The sequence below is a fragment of the Nocardiopsis salina YIM 90010 genome (assembly GCF_000341025.1).
In the GTDB taxonomy this organism is placed as follows: Bacteria; Actinomycetota; Actinomycetes; order Streptosporangiales; family Streptosporangiaceae; genus Nocardiopsis; species Nocardiopsis salina.
In genome coordinates, this window is the sequence record NZ_ANBF01000223.1 from 1 (window position 1) to 19,654 (window position 19,654).

A 19,654-nucleotide genomic window follows, 5' to 3' on the forward strand; every position below is an offset into this window, starting at 1 on the left:
CCGACCAGCCCACCGGGCGCACCCGCATGGCGCGCGGTGTCTCGGTCACCTACCTGGACGCCGGCCCCTCCCGTGTCCTGCAGGCCGATGAACAGGCCCAGCACACCGGAGAGTTCGGCACCGCCCTGGCCGGGGCCCTGGACGAGGACACCCCGGACATCCTGCACGCCGTCGACTGGACCAGCGGCCTGGCCTCCCTGCACGCCCAGGCGCACAGCGACCGGGACCAGAGCAGCATCCCGCTCGTGCAGACCTTCCACTCCCTCAACGCGAGCGAACAGCGCGCCGGGCTGCCCGAACAGCCCGAGCGGGTACGCATGGAGGCCGTCCTCGCCTCGCGCGCCGACCATGTCATCGTGGGCTCCACCGACCAGCAGGGCGAGCTCGCGCGGCTGCGCGTGCCCCGCCACCACGTGAGCGTCGTGCCCTTCGGTGTGGACACCGACCACTTCACTGTCGAGGGCGGTGCGGCCTCCGAGCCCTGGAACACCCGCCGCGAGGAGCGCACCCGACTGGTGTCGGTCACCGCGCTGCACGAGGCCGGGGGCGCCGAGCGGCTCGTCGGGGCCATGGCGCACCTGCCCGAGTGCGAGCTGCTCCTGGTCTCCAACGCCGAGGACCGCGACGTCGCCCTGGACTCCGATGCCCGCCGACTCGAGATCCTCTCCAAGGAGCTCGGGGTCGACGACCGGGTGCACCTGACCGGCCCGGTTGAGCGCAAGGAAGTGCCGCGCCTGCTGCGTTCGGCCGACCTGTACGTCTCCGCGGCCTCCTACGACCCCTACGGAGGCGGGGTCCTGGAGGCCATGGCGTGCGGCCTGCCCGTCGTGGCGACCGCGACCGGCGCCGTGCCCGAGGCCGTTCTGCACCGCACCAGCGGGGTCCTCATGCGGTTCGGCCGCCCGGAGGAGGTCGTGCGCGCAGTGCGGACCGTGCTCAACACACCCACCATGAGCACCGCATACGGGATCGCCGCGGTCGACCGCGCCCGTTCCCGCTTCCCGTGGTCGCGCATCGCGATCGAGACGGAGCTGGCCTACGAGCGCGCCCGCCCCTCGGACCCCAGCACCACAGGAGAGGACGACGACTCCGACGACCTGGCCCTTTCCGGCTCGCTCCACTGACATGGAAGGCTCGCTCCACCGACCGGGCCCGCCCTCCCGCGCCGAGGCGCGGGAGGGACGGCCCTTTCGGGGTACATCCGGGACACGGGCGCCCGGACCGGGGTGCCCGGACGTCGGAGACGAAGCCACGACCATGACCTTCACGCACCAGTCCCTGTTGTTCGCCCGCGATCAACGGTTCCGCTCGGTGGTCGGCAAACGGTTGGAAGCCGCCGTCGCCTCCGGGCGGCCGGCCGTGCTCGCGGTCGCCCCGCACCGTGCGGCGCTGCTGCTCGGTTCCCTGCCACCCCAGGTGACCCGGAGCATCGAGGTGATGGACCGGTCCACCCTCTACGACGCCCCAGGACGGATGCTGGCCGCCCTGCACCGCACGGCGCTCACGCACGCACCCGCACGGGTGACCGTGGTGGCCGAGCCCCCGCCCGTTCGGGGGCCGGCCCCGGCCGCACAGGAGTGGCAGCGCCTGGAGGCGGTCCTGGCCACCGCTCTGGAGGAGACCGCCCTCGATCTGCTGTGTGTGCACGACACCCGCGGCATGGCCCCGGGGGACCTGGCGGCTGTGCACGCCACCCACCCCGTACTGGTCGGGGAGCACGGAGCGGTGGCCAACCACGCCTACCTCGGCACGGCCGCGCACGCGCAGCGCCCGGCCGTGCCCGAACCGCTCCCGGCCACCGGACCGGTGCACCGCGCAGAGATCGGGCAGTCCCTGCCGCGCCTGCGCCGCGACCTCACCGACCTGGGAGCGGCCCTGAAGCTTCCCCCGACCCAGATCGACGGGCTCGTCGTCGCGGTCAACGAACTCGCCGCCAACGTGCTGGAACACGGGGCCGGCAAGGGCGGTGTGGCTCTGTGGCGGTCCCGCGACCGGTGGCTGTGCGAGGTCTTCGACGAAGCCGGGCTGCTCACCGACCCCCTGGCGGGCTACCGGCCGGCCGACGGGGTGCGGACCCGCGGGTACGGGCTGTGGATCACCCGGCAGACCTGCGACTACGTGGAGATCTGCGGGGACACCGACGGCACACTCGTGCGCCTGCACTTCCTCGACCGCGCCGCGGACCCGCCCCGGGCGGTCGAGCGGCTCACACCCTGAGCAGGCTCACGGCCTCATCGACGCTGTCCTCGACGGGGATGACCTGGTCGATGCCCGATATGACGAAAAGCCTGTGGACCTGCTGCTGCGGTTCGGCGGCGCGCAGGCCCACACCGAGGTCACGCGCCTGCCGATAGGCGGCGACGAGGACCCCGATGCACCGGGAGTCGCAGAAGCCCACCCCGGCGAGGTCGACGACGATCCCCGTGACCGGCCGTTCTCCGAGCAGTCCGTCGATGACGTCGGCGAGCGCCGGTGAGGCCACCGCGTCCATCTCCCCGACAGGAACGACCACGGCGATGTCACCCTCGTGGCGGATCGAGATGTCTGACGTCACGCTCGGTTCTCCTTGTCGAGAAGACGGCCCCCGGACCCCCATCATCACCCCCAGGGATCACGCTGCGGACTCAGCGAACCCGGGGCCTGCTCGGACACGCCCACCCGTCGCCCTCCACCAACCCTCAACCGACGCCTCCGGCGCAGCAGCCCACCCGTCGCCCTCCACCAACCCTCAACGGAGGTCTGACGGCGCGGTACTCGTCGCAGCGACGGAAGACGCCCTGCCGAACAGGCCCTAACGCCGCCGAACGGTCGAGTTCTCGGCCACCAGGTCGCGGGCGACCTCGACGACCTTCTTCCGGTTGCGCTGGGCCACCTCGCGGAGGGAGGCGAACGCGTCGTCGGGGCTGCACCCGCGGGCGTGCATGATGATGCCCTTGGCCTGGTCGATGACGGTGCGGGCCGACATCGCGCGCCGCATGTGCGCGGTCTCGCGGGCGGCGTCGGCCTGACGGTCGACGGCGTGCAGGGCGGCCGCGGCGTGCTCGGCGAGCAGGGCGGCCAGGGGGTTGAGGGTCTTCTGGTCGAAGGCGTCGGCCCGGCCGGAGTGCATGCCGAAGGTCAGCACCCGTTCGCCCCCGGGCATCGGGCTGGGCTGGGTGAGGGAGGAGCGGTCACCGCACTGGATCGCCGTGCTCGTGTACCGGGGCCAACGGTGCTGCTCACGCAGGAGATCGCGCACGTGCACTGGACGGACGCCTCGGACCGCCTCGACCGCCGGGCCCTGGTCACTGGTGTACTGCTGCTCCAGGGCGATCGCGAGGTCGGGGTGCGAGGCCCCGTAGTCGGCGACCACGTGCCGCACCGAACCGTCGGGGCCGGTCACCTCACGCCAGACCACCACCAGCGCGGCCGAGCACCCGGGCACGTTCGCGGCCGTGCTGCGGCTGATCTGGTCCAGGGCGCGCTCGACCGTGGTGGTCTCGGAATGCCCCAGTTCCCTGAACTCCCGGGCCAGGCGTTCGAACCACATCCGGCCCTCCAATACGGCGGTCAGTCGTGGGACGGATCGCGGGGCCACCGGGTTCCGGCCACGCACCAACCGTAACCGCAGGCGTCCACCTGCCCTCACATCCCTTACGGTCGAAAGACGCATGTAGGTGTCGGTGTCCGCTCCCGCGGGTGCTGGTGCTCCGCCCCCGACGAGGACCGGGAGACCTGACGTGTCGGAGAACCTGGCCGGGCTGCAGCGCGAGATCAACGCCCTGGGAGAGCGGGTCGGTGCCCTGCGTTCGGCGCACACGATGTACCCCGACGACGCCAGGGGCACCGCCGAGGCCGCGCTGGCGGAGCTCGAGTACGCCGAGCGCCTGCTGGGCGACGCAGGTTCCGAGCTGGCCGATGCCCTGTCAGGGCGTTCCGGTCAGCCGCGGCGCGAGGGCGGCAGCGACGAGCGGGCCCTGCTGCGGGCGGTCTTCTCCGAACTGACCGTGCCCGTGGTCCTGCTCGACCAGGACGGCCACATCCGGCGCATCAACAACGCCGGCGCCGACCAGCTCGGCGGCGCCCCGGGGTACCTGACCGGCAAGCCCTTCACGCACTTCGTCGACCTGCGCAACCGCGCGGCCCTGCGCTCGTGGCTCGCTTCGGTGCTGCGCGGGGACGGCCCGGCCGCCCTGGACTCGCGGATGGCGCAGCGCGGGTGGGCCGAGGACGTGCACCTGACCCTCACCCGGCTGGAACTGCCCACGGAACCGCACCCGCTGGTACTGGTGGCGCTGTCGCCGACGGCGCACGGGAACGAGGACGAGGGCCCCGCCCCCCTCGAACCCGAGGTCGAGGACCAGGTCGTGGTGCTGGCCGCCCGCCGCCTGGACGTGCTGACCCGGATGACGAGGCTGCTGCTGCGGCGTTCCGGGCCGGCCCTGGGCGAGGCCGCGGAACTGCTCGCGGACTCCTACGCAGACTGGGTCGTGCTCGACGTGCTCGACCGGCCCGAACCCGCGCCCGCCCGCCGTGCCGCCGTGGCCGGGCCCGCGGACGCACCGGACGAGCTGTGCGCGAGCGTGGAACGGGCGGTTCCGGAGGACTCCGACGTGCCCGGCCGGGTGCTGGCCGAGGGCGAGTCCCTGCTGCACCCGCTCATCGAGGACGGCGCCGTGCTGGGCCACGACGACGCCGGCGCTCCCCTGCTTGGGCTCATCGGCGCGGGTTCGCTGTTGTCGGTGCCCCTGCGCGGGAGCCGGGGCGTACGCGGAGCGCTGACGCTGATCCGGCGCAGCAACCGGGGCAGTTTCCGCCTGGCGGACCTGGGGCTCATCGAGGAGATCGGCGAGCACATCGGCCTGGCGATGCCGCCCCGCCCGCCGGTCGATCCGTAGGGCTCGTCTCGAGTCCCACGTGTCTCCGAGGGGGTCTGTTCGGGCGCCGGCACGCTCCTGGAGGCCTCGGAGCAGGCACCGCAGGAACGGGGGCGCCCGCGTAGAGGGCGAAGAGCATGCCCTCCGGGCGCCCGGCCGCGATGGTCTGTGCCGAAGGCGTCTGTTGAGGGACGTGACGGGTGGACGGAGCGGAGGCCCAGGGCAAACACGGAGCCCGAGGACTACTCGGGCCCGTGCAGGGTCTCCACCAGGGTGCCGAGGCGGTTGACGGAGCGGTCGAGGCGGTGGATCTCCTCCACCAGCGCCCGGTCCTTGTCCCCGTAGGTGTCCTGCACCCGATCGCGGATCGCGTCGAGGTCGGCCTGCACCTGGCCGGTGCGCTGCGCGAGCTGCTCGGCCAGCACCTTGCCCGGTTCACCGGTCTCCTGGCCGAGGTCCCGCTGCAGCGTGCGGGCCTGCTCCCGCATCTGCGCCTTGAGCTGGTGCAGCTCCACGAACACCTCGACCTTGGACCGCAGCACCCACGGGTCGAAGGGCTTGAGCAGGAAGTCGACCGCCCGGGACGCGTAGCCCCGGAAGACCTGGTGCCGGTCGATCTCCTGGGCGGTCAGGAAGATGATCGGCACGTCCTTGGTCTTCTCGCGCTGCTTGATGTGCGAGGCGGTCTCGAACCCGTCCATGCCGGGCATGATGACGTCCAGCAGGATGACGGCGAAGTCGGTGCCCAGAAGGTGCTTGAGCGCCTCCTCACCGGAATTGGCCCGGACCAGGTTCTGGTCGAGGGAGGTGAGGGCCGCCTCCAGCGCGATCAGGTTCTCGTCGCGGTCGTCGACGAGGAGGATGTTGGCCTTCTGGGTCACTGCTCGTTACTCCAGGTCTTCGCTTGGGGCTCCGCAGCTGCGGTCGGGCTCACCCGTCCCCGTGGGTCTCGGTGTCGTCCCTGGTGTCGTCGGGGCCGGTCGCGTTCGCACCGCCATTCTGCCCGGGCCCGGGGTCCTGCGTGTCCTCGGCCCCGCCCGCGAACGCCGCGTCGTCGGCGGCAGCACCCGCACGTGTCTCGGCGGGGTCGGCCGTGAGCCAGCGTCGCATGACGTCCAGCAGGTGGTCGAGGTCGACCGGTTTGGTCACGTAGTCGGTCGCACCGGCGGCCAGACTACGCTCCCGGTCGCCCTGCATGGCCTTCGCGGTCAGGGAGATGATCGGCAGGTCCGCGAACTGGGGCATGTCCCGGATCGCCCTGGTGGTGGCGTTTCCGTCCAGTTCGGGCATCATCACGTCCATCAGGACGAGGGAGATGTCCTCGTTGGCCTCCAGGCGCGAGATGCCCTCGTGCCCGTTGTCGGCGTAGAGGACCTCCAGTCCCTGTGCCTCCAGGGCGCTGGTCAGGGCGAACACGTTCCGTACGTCGTCGTCGACGATGAGGACCCGCTGTCCGCTGAGCACCGCCCGGCGCTCGGGGTCGGTGCGGGCCTCCACCGCGGCGGCGGGTTCCTCGGTCTCCTCGCCCTCGGACGCCGCGGACGTCTCGGCGGTCTTGAGCACCGGCACGGTCGGCAGGGGCTCGTCCTCGCCGAGGTCGGTGAGGGCACGGATGGCGTCGTCGAACTCCTCGTCCGGCATGGCCGGGGTGACGGACGCCGCGGGCTCCTCCTGGGACGGCGCCGGGCCGACCTCGGGGGCCACCGCCGGACCGTACTCCGGCGACGGGTGCGGGACCGGCTCGATCGTGGCCGGAGGGGTGATCAGTGGGCGCTCGTCAGGGTCGCCGGCGTCCTCGGGCAGGTGGACCGGCAGCAGCAGCGTGAAGGTCGAACCCTGGTTGGCCACGCTCTGCACGCGGATCTCACCGCCGAGCAGGCGGGCGAAGTTCCGGCTGATGGACAGGCCGAGGCCGGTGCCGCCGAACCTGCGGGAGGTACCGCCATCGCCCTGGTGGAAGGCCTCGAAGATCACCTGGAGCTTGTCCTCAGCGATCCCTATACCGGTGTCGGCGACGGTGAAGGCGATGACCTCCTCGTTCTCCACGAACATGTCGAGATCGGCGTCCTCGAGCGCCCACGCGGGTTCGATGAGCAGCCGGACCTCGCCCTGCGGCGTGAACTTCACCGCGTTGGAGAGCAGGTTGCGCAGGATCTGCTGGAGCCGCTGTTCGTCGGTCCACAGGGAATCGGGGATGTCGGGCGAGACGTCCACGCTGAAGGCCAGGCCCTGATCACCGCTGAACGGCCGGAAGGTGGCCTCGACGTAGTCGACCAGGTGGCTGATGGAGACCTCGGTGGGCTGCACCTCGGCACGGCCCGCCTCGACCTTGGACAGGTCCAGGATCTCGTCGATGAGCAGCAGCAGGTCGCTGCCGGCCTTGTGGATGGTCTGCGCGAACTCGACCTGCTTGGCCGACAGGTTCTCCTCGCCGTTGTCGGCCAGGAGCCGGGCCAGGATCAACAGGCTGTTGAGCGGCGTGCGCAGCTCGTGCGACATGTTCGCCAGGAACTCCGACTTGTACTTGGAGGAGACCTGGAGCTGGTGGGCGCGCTCCTCCAGTGCGTTCCTGGAGCGCTGGATCTGCTGGTTCTGCAGTTCGATCGCGCGGTTCTGGTTGGCGAGCTGGGTGGCCTTCTGCCGCAGCTCCGCGTTCTTGCCGCGCAGCTCCTCCTGCTGGCGCTGGAGCTCGTTGGAGCGCTCGCGCAGCTGGTTGGCCATCTGCTGCGACTGCTCCAGCAGCATCTCCGTGCGGCTGTTGGCCAGGATCGTGTTGATCGTGGTCGCCACCAGGGAGCCGAGCTGGCGCAGGAAACTCTTGTGGATCTCCTTGAACTCGTCGTAGGCGGCGAACTCGAGCACGCCCAGGGTGCGTTCCTCGGAGACGATCGGGAGGATGAACAGGTACTGCGGCTGCGCACCGCCCAGACCCGAGTGCACGTCGACGTAGCCGTCGGGGAGGTTGTGGATCTGCAGCTCCGTGCGCTGCTCGACGGCCTGACCGGCCAGCCCCACTCCCCGTTTGAGGATGCGGCGCTCCTCGGAGGGTTCGAAGCCGTACCCGGCGTAGAACCGGAAGGTCTTCTGGTTGTCCATGTCCGCGGGCAGGTAGCAGGCCCCGTGCTGGGCCTCCAGCAGAGGGGTGACCTCCTCCATGATCAGGCGCGAGAGCTCGTTGAGGTCGCGGTGGCCCTGCAGGTGACCGGAGATGCGGTTGAGGTTGGACTTGAGCCAGTCGGCGTCCCGCTGGGTCTCGGTGGTCTCGCGCAGGTTGGACACCATCAGGTTGATGTTGTCCTTGAGCTGCTCCATCTCACCGCGGGCGTCGACCATGATGTTCTGCGTCAGGTCGCCCTTGGCCACGGCGTTGGCCACGGCGGCGATCGCGCGGACCTGGGTGGTGAGGTTGCCCGCCAGGCCGTTGACGCTGTCGGTCAGCTGCTTCCAGGTCCCGGAGACGCCCTCGACCTTGGCCTGGCCGCCCAACTGCCCCTGGTTGCCGACCTCGTAGGCCACACGGGTGACCTCGGTGGCGAAGGCCGAGAGCTGGTCGACCATCGTGTTGACGGTGGTCTTGAGTTCGAGGATCTCGCCCTGCGCGTTGACGTCGATCTTCTTGGTGAGATCGCCGCCCGCGACCGCGGTGGTGACCTCGGAGATGTTGCGCATCTGCGTGGTCAGATTGTGCGACATCGAGTTGACGTTGTCGGTCAGGTCCTTCCAGATACCGAGAACGCCGCGGACGTCGGCGCGGCCGCCCAGCTTGCCCTCGGTACCGACCTCGCGGGCCACGCGCGTGACCTCGTCGGCGAACGCGGAGAGCTGGTCCACCATGACGTTGATGGTGTCCTTGAGCTCCAGGATCTCGCCCTTGGCATTGACCGTGACCTTCTTGGTCAGGTCCCCGGCGGCCACCGCCCGCGTCACCATGGAGATCTGCCGCACCTGATAGGTGAGGTTGTTCGCCATGGAGTTCACGTTCTCCGTGAGGTCCTTCCAGACCCCGGAGACGTCGCGCACGTGCGCCTGACCGCCCAGCTGGCCCTCGGTACCGACCTCACGGGCGACCCTGGTGACCTCGCTGGCGAAGGAGTCCAGCTGGTCGACCATCTTGTTGATGGTGTCCTTCAGGTCGAGCATCTCGCCCTGGGCGTCCACGGTGATCTTCTTGCTCAGATCACCCTCGGCGACCGCGGTCGTCACCTGCGAGATGTTGCGGACCTGGTAGGTGAGGCTGTTGGCCATCGAGTTGACGTTGTCGGTCAGGTCCTTCCAGATGCCCGACACGCCCTTGACGTTGGCACGGCCGCCCAGCTTGCCCTCGGAGCCGACCTCGCGGGCCACGCGCGTGACCTCGTCGGCGAAGGAGTCCAGCTGGTCGACCATCGTGTTCACGGTGTTCTTGAGGGCGAGCATCTCGCCCTGCACGTCGACCTGCACCTTCTGGGTGAGCTCACCGCGGGCCACCGCAGTGGTGACCTGGGAGATGTCACGCACCTGGTTGGTGAGGTTGTCCGCCATCGAGTTGACGTTCTCGGTGAGGTCCTTCCAGATTCCCTGGACCCCGCGCACGTTCGCCCGGCCGCCGAGCTTGCCCTCGGTGCCCACCTCGCGGGCCACCCGGGTCACCTCGTCACCGAAGGTGGAGAGCTGGTCGACCATCGTGTTGACGGTGTCCTTCAGCTCCAGCATCTCGCCCTGCACGTCGATGGTGATCTTCTTGCTCAGATCACCGCGGGCGACCGCCGTCGTCACCTGCGAGATGTTGCGGACCTGGTCGGTCAGGCGGCTCGACATCTGGTTGACGGCCTCGGTGACCTCCCGCCAGGCACCGGAGACGCCGTCGACCCGGGCGGTGCCGCCGAGCTTGCCCTCGGTGCCCACCTCGCGGGCCACCCGGGTCACCTCGCCGGTGAAGCCGCTCATCTGGTCGGCCATCTGGTTGACCGTGTTGGCCAGGCGGAGGAGGTCGCCCTTGAGCTCGCCGCGTCGGCCGTCGCGGGAGGCCCGGCGGCTCAGGTCACCGGCTGCGACCGAGACCAGGACGTCGGCGACGTCGCTGACCGGCTCGGAGACCTCGTCCATCAGGTCGTTGATGGCACGGGCGCTCTCGGCCCACGCACCCCGCGCGGGGTTGACCGCGATCCGCTCGCCGAGACGGCCCTCCTCGCGCACGACCTCGCCCACGCGCTGCAGCTCGCTGTTGAGCTGCTCGCTGTGGTCGACCACCTCGTTGAAGACGGAGGCGATCTCCCGGATCGTGCCGTTGCCCCGTTTGCGCAGGCGCACACTGAAGTCGCCGTCGCGCATCCGGTACAGAGCCTGCAGAATCTCGTCGAGCTGTTCGTCGGCCAGTTCCTTGACCGCCTCGGGCATCGGACCCCTCCTCAACCTGCCTGTCACCCGTCCCTTCTGGCCCGGACGGACGGGCCCCGCACCCGCGCCGCGGCAGGTGGGGAGACCCGGCCCGCGGTCAGGTGGAGGGCGCGCACGTGCCCCGCGTACCCTCGGTGACACTTCGTCACGCTACCGGCGCGAAGTACCACCCGAAAGAAACGGATGTGTCGACTTACACTAACCGGCCTCGACAAGCGTCACAGGCCGGTTGCGAAGACTCGTCGGCACGTGAGGTCCGGGGACGGCCCCCACGCGCCGATCACCTCCGCGTATCGTGGCAATGACACCCCTCTCCCGGGCCCGGCTACGAAGGACACTGACGGCTTGCCACCACACGACGCGTTGAAGGTCGCTCGACGAGAGTTCCCCGCTGCTCCGGAGACCGCTGCGGCCGCCCGTGAATTCGTTCACGACACCCTCCTGAACTGGGGCGTGCCCGATCCGTTCGACGACGTGATCCTGCTGGTCAGCGAGCTCGTCACCAACGCGGTCCTCCACGCGCACTCCCCCCTCGAGGTGACGGTGCGCCGCGGGGAGGGCTCCACCGAGATCATGGTCACCGATTCCGCCCCCGAGCGCCCGGTGCCCCAGGCCGGCCCCCTGGCGGTGGACACCTCTCCTTCGGAGGGCGAGGACAGGGTCGGCGGCCTGGGTCTGGCCCTGGCCTCGGCGATCGCCTCCAGCTGGGGCGTGAGTTACGGGCGCAGTGACAAGGCCGTGTGGTTCCGTATCGAGGACCAGCCCGGCGAACAACCGTCACTCCGGTCGCCCCAGGTACGCAAGGGAAACAACCGTCCTGCGCGACCCACCGCGTGGTCGGCGCTGGACTCCGCGCTCGGTTCGCGGTTGAGCCTGCCCCAGCTGCTCGAGCGCACCGTCGAGTACGCCACGAGCGCCCTGGGCGGGGACGCCGCCTACATCGCGCTGGCGACCTCCGACGAGACCATGTGGGAAGTGCGCTCCGCGGTCGGTCTGACCTCGGACGGTGCAGAGTGGCGGCCCATCCGGATCCGTACCGAGGAGGCCTTCCCCTCCGCAGCACCGGAACCGGGCGCCGTCATCAACGACGACCTCATGATCGCCCGTGCCAACCGGGGAGCGCTCGCCCGCGCCGGGATGCGCTCGCTGGTGACCGCCCCGCTCATCGTGGACGGCCGTGTCACCGGACTGCTCGGCGTCGCCTCCACCCGCACCCGGCACTTCGGGGGCGCCGCCGCCAAGCGCCTGCAGGAGGGTGCCGACCTCATCGCATTGCCGGTGGAACGCTCGCGCCTGGCCGAGGTGGAGCTGGCGCGGCGTGCGTCGCTGAGTTTTCTCGCCGAGGCCAGCGACCTGCTCGCCGGAACGCTGGACGAACGCATGACCGGTGCCCTGGCCGCACAGCTCATCACGTCCCGGCTCGGCCGCTGGTGTGCGATCCACAGCACCAACGACCTGGGCATATCCCACCTCACACATGTGGTGCACGGAGACGAGAACCTCAATGACGTGCTCCACTCCCTGCTGACGACCCTGCCCCCGCGCGAGCAGCGGGTACCGCAGGCGCTGTGGAGCCCCGCGGAGCTGTCCGCCGAGGGCCTGGACAAGCAGGCCGTGCGAGAACTGGCACGCGGCCCCGCGATCAGCGTCCCCCTGGTGGCGCACGGGCGTCCGCTGGGCCGGATGACCATCGGCAAGGACGACAAGGACGAGTTCACCCGCGAGGACGTCGACGTCGCCGACGACCTCAGCCGCCGCGTGGCCACCGCGATGGAGAACGCCCGCCTGCACGAACGCCAGGCGGCGATGAGCTCGGCACTCCAGCGGAGCCTGCTGCCCGCCAAGGAGAAGGAACCGGTGATTCCCAGCGTCGACCACGCCGTGTACTACCGGCCCGCCGACGAGAAGAACGTGGTCGGCGGCGACTTCTACGACGTGTTCAAGGCCGAGGAGGGCCGATGGTGCTTCGCCATCGGCGACGTGTGCGGCACCGGCCCCGAGGCGGCCGCCATCACCGGCCTGGCACGGCACACACTGCGCGCCCTGGCGAAGGAGGGCCTCGCGCCGGCCGAGATCATGGCCCGGCTGAACCTGGCGATCCTGGAGGAGAGCACCTCCACCCGGTTCCTGACCATGCTGTACGGCGAGATGACGCCCAACTACGACGACGAGGGCGGTATGCGGGTGCGCATGGTCTCGGCCGGGCACCCGTTGCCGTTGCGGTTGGACCAGAAGGGCGAGGCGTCGACGTTCGCGAGCTCGCAGCCGCTGCTGGGGGCCTTCGACGACGTCGGGTGGAGCACCGAGACCTTCATGGTGCGGCCGGGCGAGCTCGTGCTCGCGGTCACCGACGGTGTCACCGAGCGGCGCAACAACACCGACATGCTCGGTGAGGAAGGGCTGCTGGACATCTTCGGACACGCGCAGGGGCTGAGCGCTCAGGCGGTCATCAGCCGGATCGACCGGGAACTGGAGTACTACGCGCCCGGCGGGAGCGTGGACGACACGGCGATGCTGGTACTGCGTTTCCTTTAGGGGACGGCCGCTGGGCCGGGACCCGGCCCAGCGGACCCGGTTCGCTCAGGGTGAGTCGCGGGCCGTTCGGCGGAGTTCCACCCGGCGGATCACCGGTTCCGCGCCCATCGACGCGACCAGGATCACCGCGCCCGCCATGCCCAACGCTGTAGTCTGCTCGCCCAGGAGCGCAGCCGACAGCAGAGCCGCGGTGAGGGGCTCGGCGATCGTTCCGACCGCGACCCCGGCGTCGGAAGCGGTCCGAAGCCCCATGAAGTAGGCCAGGTAGGCCAGGACGGTCGGGATGAGTCCGAGGAAGAGCAGGAGCCCGAGCGCCTGAGCCTCCACCGGGACGGCCATGCCGAACGAGAGCCCGGCCGGCAGGAGCAGGAGGCTGCCCAGCAGCATGCCCAGGCCCGCGTTGGTGAGCGCGTCCAGGCCCTCGACCGGGCGTCGGTTGGCCAGTCCCATCACGGAGAAGGCCAGGCCCGCACCGAGCGCGCACGCCAGGCCGGCCGCCAGCTGCGCGGGCGGGGCGTCGGTGCTGGGGAACCCGGCCAGCAGCGCCAGGCCCACGACGGCCAGGGCCACGGGGATCATGAGCGTGACCGTGGGACGGCGGCGGGCCAGGAGGCACACCCCGATGGTGATGAACACGGGGACGCTGCCGATCTTGACCAGGGTGGCGAGCCCGACCGGGATGAGCGCCAGGGACCCGAAGTAGAGCAGCTGGAAGAGCGCGTGCAGCACGCCGTTGAGAGCCAGCCGCCCCACGAGGGGACGCGACCACACCATGCGGCGGAGCCGCCCCATGAGGAACAGGACGAGCGTGATGACCACACCGGCGATGAGCAGGCGGTAGACGGCCGCCGACATGCTCGTCAGGCCGTGTTCGCTCTGGAGCACGGCCGCCGCGGGGCCGCCGGTCCCCCAAAGAGCGCCCGCGAGGACGAGCAGGACGAAGCCGCGCTGGGCGGTGGCCTGCCCGGGGCCCTCGGTGGGACCGGTGGGGCGGGCCGGGTGGGAGGGGGTCGACGCCACGCGGGAACCTTCTTCCTCGGGCCTGTGGGAGACGGGGGCCGGTCCGCCCTCCGCGGGTTCGGATCCGATCATAGGACCTATTGTCCTCGCAGTGCCTGGACCGGTGGTCGGGCGCACGGCGCCGGGACGGCGGGGCAGAGCGCGCGGGCGTGGGGACCGTGATCGGCCGCGTGCCGGGGGCAAGGGACAGGAACTGCGCGGTGGGGCGGGCGGCAGGGCGCGGTGCCCCGTTCCGACCGGTCAGAGCCAGCCCATGTCCTGGGCCGTGCGGATCGCCGCCATCCGGTTCTCGCCCTGCGTCTTGCCGATCGCGTTGGACAGATAGTTGCGGACCGTGCCGTCCGAAAGGTGCAGGCGTGCGGCGATCCGGGAGACCGAGGCACCGTCGGAGGCGGCCCGCAACACCTCCGTCTCGCGGTCGGTCAGAGGGCTCTCCCCTCCCGCCATCGCCGCCGCGGCGAGCTCGGTGTCGATGTAGCGCCCACCCTCGTGGACCTTGCGGATCGCGCCCGCCAACTGTTCGACCGGGGCGTCCTTGGCGAGGAACCCGCGTGCACCCGCAGCCAGGGCCCGGCGCAGGTATCCGGGCCGTCCGAAACTGGTGAGCACCACGACGCCGCAGCCGGGGAAGGCCGTGCGCAACTGCGCGGCCACCTCCAGCCCCGTGGCACCCGGCATCTCGATGTCGAGCACGGCGACCTGGGCACCGTACTCACGCACCGCGTCCACGACCTGGTCGCCGCGGCCGACCTCCGCGACCACCTCCAGGTCCTCCTCCAGTCCCAGCAGGGCGGCGATGGCGCCGCGCACGAGGTGTTCGTCATCGGCGAGCACGATATTGATCAAGGTGGGGCCTTTCACCGTGTGTGAACAGCGACTGCACGGTATCGTTTCCGGACATTACGGCGGGTTGTTCGCAGAGGACTCCGGTCCGTCAGGGGAAAGACGGGGCCGGGCCCACCGGGGGACTCCGACGGCGGACCGGACTCGAAACCCTGCTGTATCGGCCTCTCACCCGGTTCTAACCCGCCCGGAGCATGATGGTTCTCGACATCGACGCCCACCAGTAGACACCGTCCGGCCAGTCGGAGGATGAGTTTGAGTCCCAACGAACCCCACAGGGGCAACGAGCCCGGCGAGGCGGCCGGGGGCGAGGGCCCCGAGCAGCGTCCGTCCGAGCCCGCCGGCCACGGGGAGAACGAACAGGATCCCCGCGACGGAGCCGGAGCGGTCGGCGAGGACACACAGCGTTCCGAACAGCCCGAACAATCCGAGAACCCCGCCGACGGCGGGCAGGGCGCGGACGAACCGCGCCCTGAGTACGGCGGTGCGACCGGGGTCCGCGGGGGCGGCTCCGGTGAGGCACCGCGCTCCTTCGAGGACGAGCTCTTCGGCAGCGAGTCCGAAGGAGAGGTGAGCGGCTCCGCCCCGGGCACCCCGCCCGGCGGCGCAGCCGCACCAGGTGGAGGAGAGGGTCCCGGTGCGCCCGTCCCGCCCGGGACCCCCACCACCCCGGGGGACCCAGCCCCGTGGCAGCGGCCGCCCGGTTGGGCGTCCGGTCCGGGGGGCGAGGAGCGCCCCGGTTTCGCTCCGCACTCCGAACCGAGCGGGCCCCATGCGGGGGCAGGCGGCCCGTTCGGCGGAGCGTCCGGGTGGCGGGCGCCGTCCGGTTCCGGTGACACAGGCGCCTTCAGCCGGCCCGAGGACGCACACGCCGCCTACGGCGGCGGGTACACAGGGGCGTACCCGGCGGCCGGGGGTCACTCCGGCGGCGCGTACCCGGTCTCGGGCGGGCAGACCCCGCCGGGGGGACACGGCGGACCGGGAGGCACCGCATCCTTCGGGATGGGCGGCCACGGGGGTCCCGGACAGCCGCCCGGGGGTGTACCGCCCTACGGCCCGGAGGGGTACCCGCAAGGCCCTGTTCCGCCACAGGAGCCGCGCAAACGCACCGGCCGCATCATCACGGTCGCCGCGATCACCGCGCTCATCACCAGCCTCATCGTCGGGCCGGTCGTGGCCCTGGCGACGGCGTTCCTGTTCCCGGGCGGTCCCGGGTCGCCGGTCAGCTCGCTCGAGGGGGAGGGCGGCTCCACCGCCACCGAGGGCGAGGTCGGCGACGTCGCCGAGGAGATCCTGCCGAGCGTGGTCTCCATCCAGGCCGCCGGCGGCGGGGGTAGCGGTGTCATCATCTCGTCCGACGGACAGATCCTCACCAACTCCCACGTGGTACAGGCCGCTGAGGACGGACAGCTCGAGGTGATGTTCAACGACGGCTCGGGCGCCCGCGCCGAGGTGCTGGGGGCGGACCCGGTGTCCGACATCGCAGTGATCCAGGCCGAGGGGCAGAGCGGGCTCACCCCCGCGGAGCTCGGCGACTCCGATCAGGTCGGGGTCGGCGGCGAGGTCGTCGCGATCGGTTCGCCGCTCGGGCTGTCAGGGACGGTGACCACCGGCGTGGTCAGCGCCCTCGACCGGCCCGTCAACACCGGGGCGACCGAGGGCGAGCAGATGCAGACGTCGACGGTGATCAACGCGATCCAGACCGACGCCGCCATCAACCCCGGCAACTCCGGGGGCCCTCTGGTGAACATGGCCGGCGAGGTCGTCGGGGTCAACACCGCGATCGCCGGGATCTCTCAGGAGAGCGGTTCGGTCGGGCTCGGGTTCGCGATCCCGATCAACCAGGTGCAGCCCATCGCCGAACAGCTCGTCGAGGAGGGGACCGCCAGCTACCCCGCGATCGAGGCGACCATCTCCGGCAACCTCGCCGGCGGGGCACAGATCGTCGAGGTCTCGGAGGGCGGTGCCGCCGACGAGGCCGGCCTGGAACCCGGCGACGTGGTCGCATCCGTGGACGAGCACGAGGTGAACTCGCCCGACCAGCTCATCGCGGAGATCCGTTCGCGCCAGCCCGGCGAAGAGGTCAGCCTCGGGGTCCTGCGCGGGGGCAGCGGTGACGAGGAAGAGGTCCAAGTGACGCTCGGCGAGCAGAGCGCCGCCAGCGTCGAACAGGAGGCCGAAGAAGAGGACTGACGGGGTACCAGTTCTCGTTCGGCCGTCGGAGGGGCCCGGGTTTCGCCACACCCCGGGCCCCTTCGCATGGCTGGTTCTAGCGGTCCTCGCAACACCCTGGAGTTCAGGGAGTTGCGGGGTGTTGTGTGTTCTGTGGTGTTGCCTCGGGGGTGGTGGTTCGTCGGGGCCGGGATCGTGGCCCGGCCGGGCCGTCTCGCAACCCGCGTCGGCGCCCCGCCAGTTCCGAGGGTTGGAGCGAACGCGTGGGCGTTCTGCGTGGTGGATCGCGGCGCCTCGGGGTGTGCGTTCCGGCCCTGTTCCCCGGGCTGACCCGACCCACCTCGACGAACTCCACTCCACCCCGAGGCCCCCTGGCTGCCCGAAGGAACGGGGTCCAAGGGCAACGGCCAACCTCTTGTGGTGCTTCATTGCGGTCAGCGCTTGCGGCGTGTGCACGGTCGTTCGCTCCTGCGACGGCAACGGCACAGGCCGGCCCGCGCACTCCCGGCAGGGCATTGAGTCTCAGGGATGACAGGCGTGCGGTCGGCCTCCGGATGGGGGCGTGCGGGGCTGCTTCTCATGGGGCCAGTGGGGCTGGTGTCCGTTTTTAGGCCGGGGATCTTGCTACCGGAGCCGGTATCAGCGCTGAACCCGGCGCTGGTAGCAAGATCCCCGGCCACGGCCCGCCCTCCGGGTTGCTTGTGGGGTGAGTGTGTCTGGTGCCCGGTTCTGCGGCGGTGTAAGTGCTGTTATAAGCACTATTGGCGGGTGTTGGTGCCCTTGTGGGCACCGACAACGAGCACACGAGCGCCGGAGGCGCTTGCACCGCCGGTGCCCCGGTGCGTTGTCGGGCCCCCGACGCGGCCGGACCCTCGGCACTGTCTTTGGAGAATCTCGAAGTGTCGTGCGCACGCGTGCCACCCCTGACACTCAATGTCCTGCCGGGAGTGCCGGGGCCCGCCGTTGCCGTTCGCCGTCGCGGGAGCGAGCCACCACGCACACGCCTCGACCGCTGGTCGCAATGAACCGGCCCAGGGGGTTGGGCGGTTGCCGTTGCCCGTGCCCACCGTTCCTTTGGGCGGCCAGGGGGCTTCGGGGGAGCGGGTGGTTCGTCGATGCGGGTCGGGTCAGCCCGGGGAACAGGGCCGGAACGCACACCCCGAGGCGCCGTGATCAACCGCGCAGAACGCTCACGCGTTCAACAAAGACCAGCGATCGGGGGTGGCGCCGACGGGTTGCGTGCAGGCCCGGCCGGGCTACGATCCCGGCCCAGACGACCCCCACCCCGAGGCAACACCACAGAACACCCCCAGAAACACAGACCACAACACCCCACCCAAAAACTCAACGGCCGACCACGCACAACGCTCGGCTGGAAAACCCCAGCCGAGCGCCTGCCCGATCTACTGACGACCACACCAGCAGGTGTTGCGAGGATGCCGTGCGCCGGCGGTGCGACCCGCGGGGGTCAGCGGTGCGACGCCCCGACCGCGTGCTCGAATGCCTCGTGCCGACCGCCGATCTCGTCGCCGTCCCGGTCGGTGTGGGCTCACTGGCGCAGGCCGCGCCGGCCCACTACCGCGGCCCGGCGTGGTCGGTGGCCCCGACGGTCCTGAGCGTGGAACCCGTCGCCGCGGCCTGTGCGCTGGCCGGTCTGCGGGCGGGCCGCCCCACCACGGTAGCCACCGGCGAGACGGCGATGGCCGGGCTCCACTGCGCGGAGGTCTCCGGGCTGGCGTGGCCGCTGCTGCGCGACGGCTGCGATGCGGCGGTGGCGGTCGGCGACGACCGGGCCGCACGGGACCTGGGGGACTTGGATGTCGGGGCGGGCCCCTGCGGTGCCGCGTCACTGGCCGGGATGCGTGCGGCCCTGTCCCGCCCCGAACGCAGGGAGGCGCTGGGCCTGGACGGCGGCTCCACCGTCGTGCTGCTCAACACCGAGGGAGCACACTCGTGAACGCCTTCGACCAACGCCCCCGCGACAACCGATCAGGACGACCGAAGGGGCGAGCGGGATCGGTCCCCTGAACCGAGGCACCAGCGCATCGGGATCATCGGGGTGGGAGAGATCGCCGAGGCTCTGGTGAGAGGGCTGAGCGAAAGTACGGCCGTGCCACCGAAGATCCACCTGTCCCCACGTGGAGCCCGCACTTCTACCGAACTGTCAGCGCGCTATGAGAACGCCCGTGTACGCGCGGACAACCAGGACGTGGTCGACCGGTCCGACCTGGTGTTCCTGGCAGTACGACCGGAGAACCGTTTCGAAGCTCTGGGCGGCCTTCACGTGCACTCGGACAAGGTACTGGTGAACGTCATGGCCGGTGTGGCCGACAGCGATGTGCGGAGCATCCTCGTCACGCGAGCGTCGCTCGTCCGAGCGATCCCCCTTCCGTCCGTACAGGACCGCAGGTCGGTCACCATCACCTGCCCTCCCCACTCGGAGGTCGACGCGTTGTTCGAGGAACTGGGCGGAGTCCTCCCGGCCAGGGACGAAAGGGAGTTCAACGTCTACTCGACCCTGACCGCAACGTTGACCGCCCACTACCAATATCTCGCCACGCTCACCGGCTGGGCAGAGGAGCACGGGGTCACCCCCGAGCACGCGGACCGTTGTGTCCGAGCTCTCTTCCGAGGGCTCTGCCGGGCCCTCGGTGACCACACACGCTCGCTGCACGAGCTCGCCTCGGACCACGAGACCCCGGGCGGGATCAACGAGCAGATCCGCAGGGCTTGGTTCGGTCCGAGCAATGTGCAGGCGCTGGAACAGACGCTCGACGTCCTCCTCGACGAAATGACGTGACAGGTGTCCGCGGGGCGGCGGCTCAGGCGTCGTCGGCCGGCGGGGGCGGCAG

Annotated in this window: 14 protein-coding genes (1 of these 14 cut by a window edge); 7 read left to right on the forward strand and 7 right to left on the reverse strand. The window is 70.8% G+C overall.

Annotated features, from left to right (window positions below; genetic code table 11):
• Window positions 1-1,124, forward strand: a 1,124-nt coding sequence (locus D474_RS0124780; protein ID WP_017616173.1) for a glycosyltransferase, incomplete at its 5' end; no start/stop codon positions are given.
• A gap of 133 nt (window positions 1,125-1,257) precedes the next feature.
• Window positions 1,258-2,217 (forward strand): anti-sigma factor RsbA family regulatory protein, encoded by a 960-nt coding sequence (locus D474_RS0124785; protein WP_017616174.1) that lies wholly within the window; start codon window positions 1,258-1,260, stop codon window positions 2,215-2,217.
• On the opposite strand, the gene D474_RS0124790 is transcribed toward D474_RS0124785, so the two are convergent.
• Together D474_RS0124790 and D474_RS0124795 are read right to left on the reverse strand one after the other, a co-directional pair.
• Window positions 2,207-2,554 (reverse strand): STAS domain-containing protein, encoded by a 348-nt coding sequence (locus tag D474_RS0124790; RefSeq protein WP_017616175.1) that lies wholly within the window; start codon window positions 2,552-2,554, stop codon window positions 2,207-2,209. The genes D474_RS0124785 and D474_RS0124790 overlap by 11 nt on opposite strands.
• Before the next feature lie 237 nt (window positions 2,555-2,791).
• A complete protein-coding gene (locus D474_RS0124795) occupies window positions 2,792-3,529 on the reverse strand; it encodes an ANTAR domain-containing response regulator (RefSeq protein ID WP_017616176.1) in 738 nt (245 codons plus the stop codon).
• 190 nt (window positions 3,530-3,719) lie between these two features.
• Here D474_RS0124795 and D474_RS0124800 point away from each other — a divergent pair, with 190 nt between their 5' ends.
• Entirely contained in the window at window positions 3,720-4,877 is a 1,158-nt protein-coding gene (locus D474_RS0124800) for a GAF domain-containing protein (protein ID WP_017616177.1), read from the forward strand.
• Between the two features lie 221 nt (window positions 4,878-5,098).
• On the opposite strand, the gene D474_RS0124805 is transcribed toward D474_RS0124800, so the two are convergent.
• Entirely contained in the window at window positions 5,099-5,737 is a 639-nt protein-coding gene (locus D474_RS0124805; protein WP_017616178.1) for a response regulator, read from the reverse strand.
• Window positions 5,738-5,786: 49 nt separating this feature from the next.
• Entirely contained in the window at window positions 5,787-10,232 is a 4,446-nt protein-coding gene (locus tag D474_RS0124810) for a HAMP domain-containing protein (RefSeq protein ID WP_017616179.1), read from the reverse strand.
• 363 nt (window positions 10,233-10,595) lie between these two features.
• Between D474_RS0124810 and D474_RS0124815 the strand changes: the two genes are divergently transcribed.
• Entirely contained in the window at window positions 10,596-12,767 is a 2,172-nt protein-coding gene (locus D474_RS0124815) for a SpoIIE family protein phosphatase (protein WP_017616180.1), read from the forward strand.
• Between the two features lie 45 nt (window positions 12,768-12,812).
• Here the strand turns inward: D474_RS0124815 and D474_RS0124820 are convergent, their stop codons facing one another.
• Together D474_RS0124820 and D474_RS0124825 are read right to left on the reverse strand one after the other, a co-directional pair.
• Window positions 12,813-13,859: a DMT family transporter gene (locus tag D474_RS0124820; protein WP_017616181.1), complete on the reverse strand. Its 1,047-nt coding sequence runs from the start codon at window positions 13,857-13,859 to the stop codon at window positions 12,813-12,815.
• A gap of 168 nt (window positions 13,860-14,027) precedes the next feature.
• Window positions 14,028-14,633: a response regulator transcription factor gene (locus tag D474_RS0124825; protein ID WP_026118780.1), complete on the reverse strand. Its 606-nt coding sequence runs from the start codon at window positions 14,631-14,633 to the stop codon at window positions 14,028-14,030.
• 252 nt (window positions 14,634-14,885) lie between these two features.
• On the opposite strand from D474_RS0124825, the gene D474_RS0124830 reads away from it, so the two are divergent.
• The 3 genes from D474_RS0124830 (at window position 14,886) to D474_RS0124840 (ending at window position 19,602) form a co-directional block, all read left to right on the forward strand.
• Window positions 14,886-16,823, forward strand: a complete 1,938-nt coding sequence (locus D474_RS0124830; protein ID WP_017616183.1) for a S1C family serine protease — start codon at window positions 14,886-14,888, stop codon at window positions 16,821-16,823.
• Window positions 16,824-18,276: 1,453 nt separating this feature from the next.
• The gene (locus D474_RS0124835) at window positions 18,277-18,759 is read left to right on the forward strand and encodes a pyridoxal-phosphate dependent enzyme (RefSeq protein ID WP_239647173.1); all 483 of its coding nucleotides are present in this window, start codon (window positions 18,277-18,279) and stop codon (window positions 18,757-18,759) included.
• Between the two features lie 96 nt (window positions 18,760-18,855).
• A complete protein-coding gene (locus D474_RS0124840; protein ID WP_026118781.1) occupies window positions 18,856-19,602 on the forward strand; it encodes an NAD(P)-binding domain-containing protein in 747 nt (248 codons plus the stop codon).
• A gap of 22 nt (window positions 19,603-19,624) precedes the next feature.
• On the opposite strand, the gene D474_RS0124845 is transcribed toward D474_RS0124840, so the two are convergent.
• Window positions 19,625-19,654, reverse strand: partial view of a sensor histidine kinase gene (locus tag D474_RS0124845; RefSeq protein ID WP_017616186.1) — the 3' portion only. 1,407 nt of this gene lie beyond the right edge of the window; the window shows 30 of its 1,437 coding nt (coding positions 1,408-1,437); its start codon lies beyond the right edge, outside the window; it ends in the stop codon at window positions 19,625-19,627.

Coding starts and splice junctions, on each gene's coding strand:
- D474_RS0124785 (WP_017616174.1), top strand. CDS start 1,258: ATGACCTTCACGCACCAGTCCCTGTTGTTCGCCCGCGATCAACGGTTC.
- D474_RS0124795 (WP_017616176.1), bottom strand. CDS start 3,529: ATGTGGTTCGAACGCCTGGCCCGGGAGTTCAGGGAACTGGGGCATTCC.
- D474_RS0124810 (WP_017616179.1), bottom strand. CDS start 10,232: ATGCCCGAGGCGGTCAAGGAACTGGCCGACGAACAGCTCGACGAGATT.
- D474_RS0124820 (WP_017616181.1), bottom strand. CDS start 13,859: ATGATCGGATCCGAACCCGCGGAGGGCGGACCGGCCCCCGTCTCCCAC.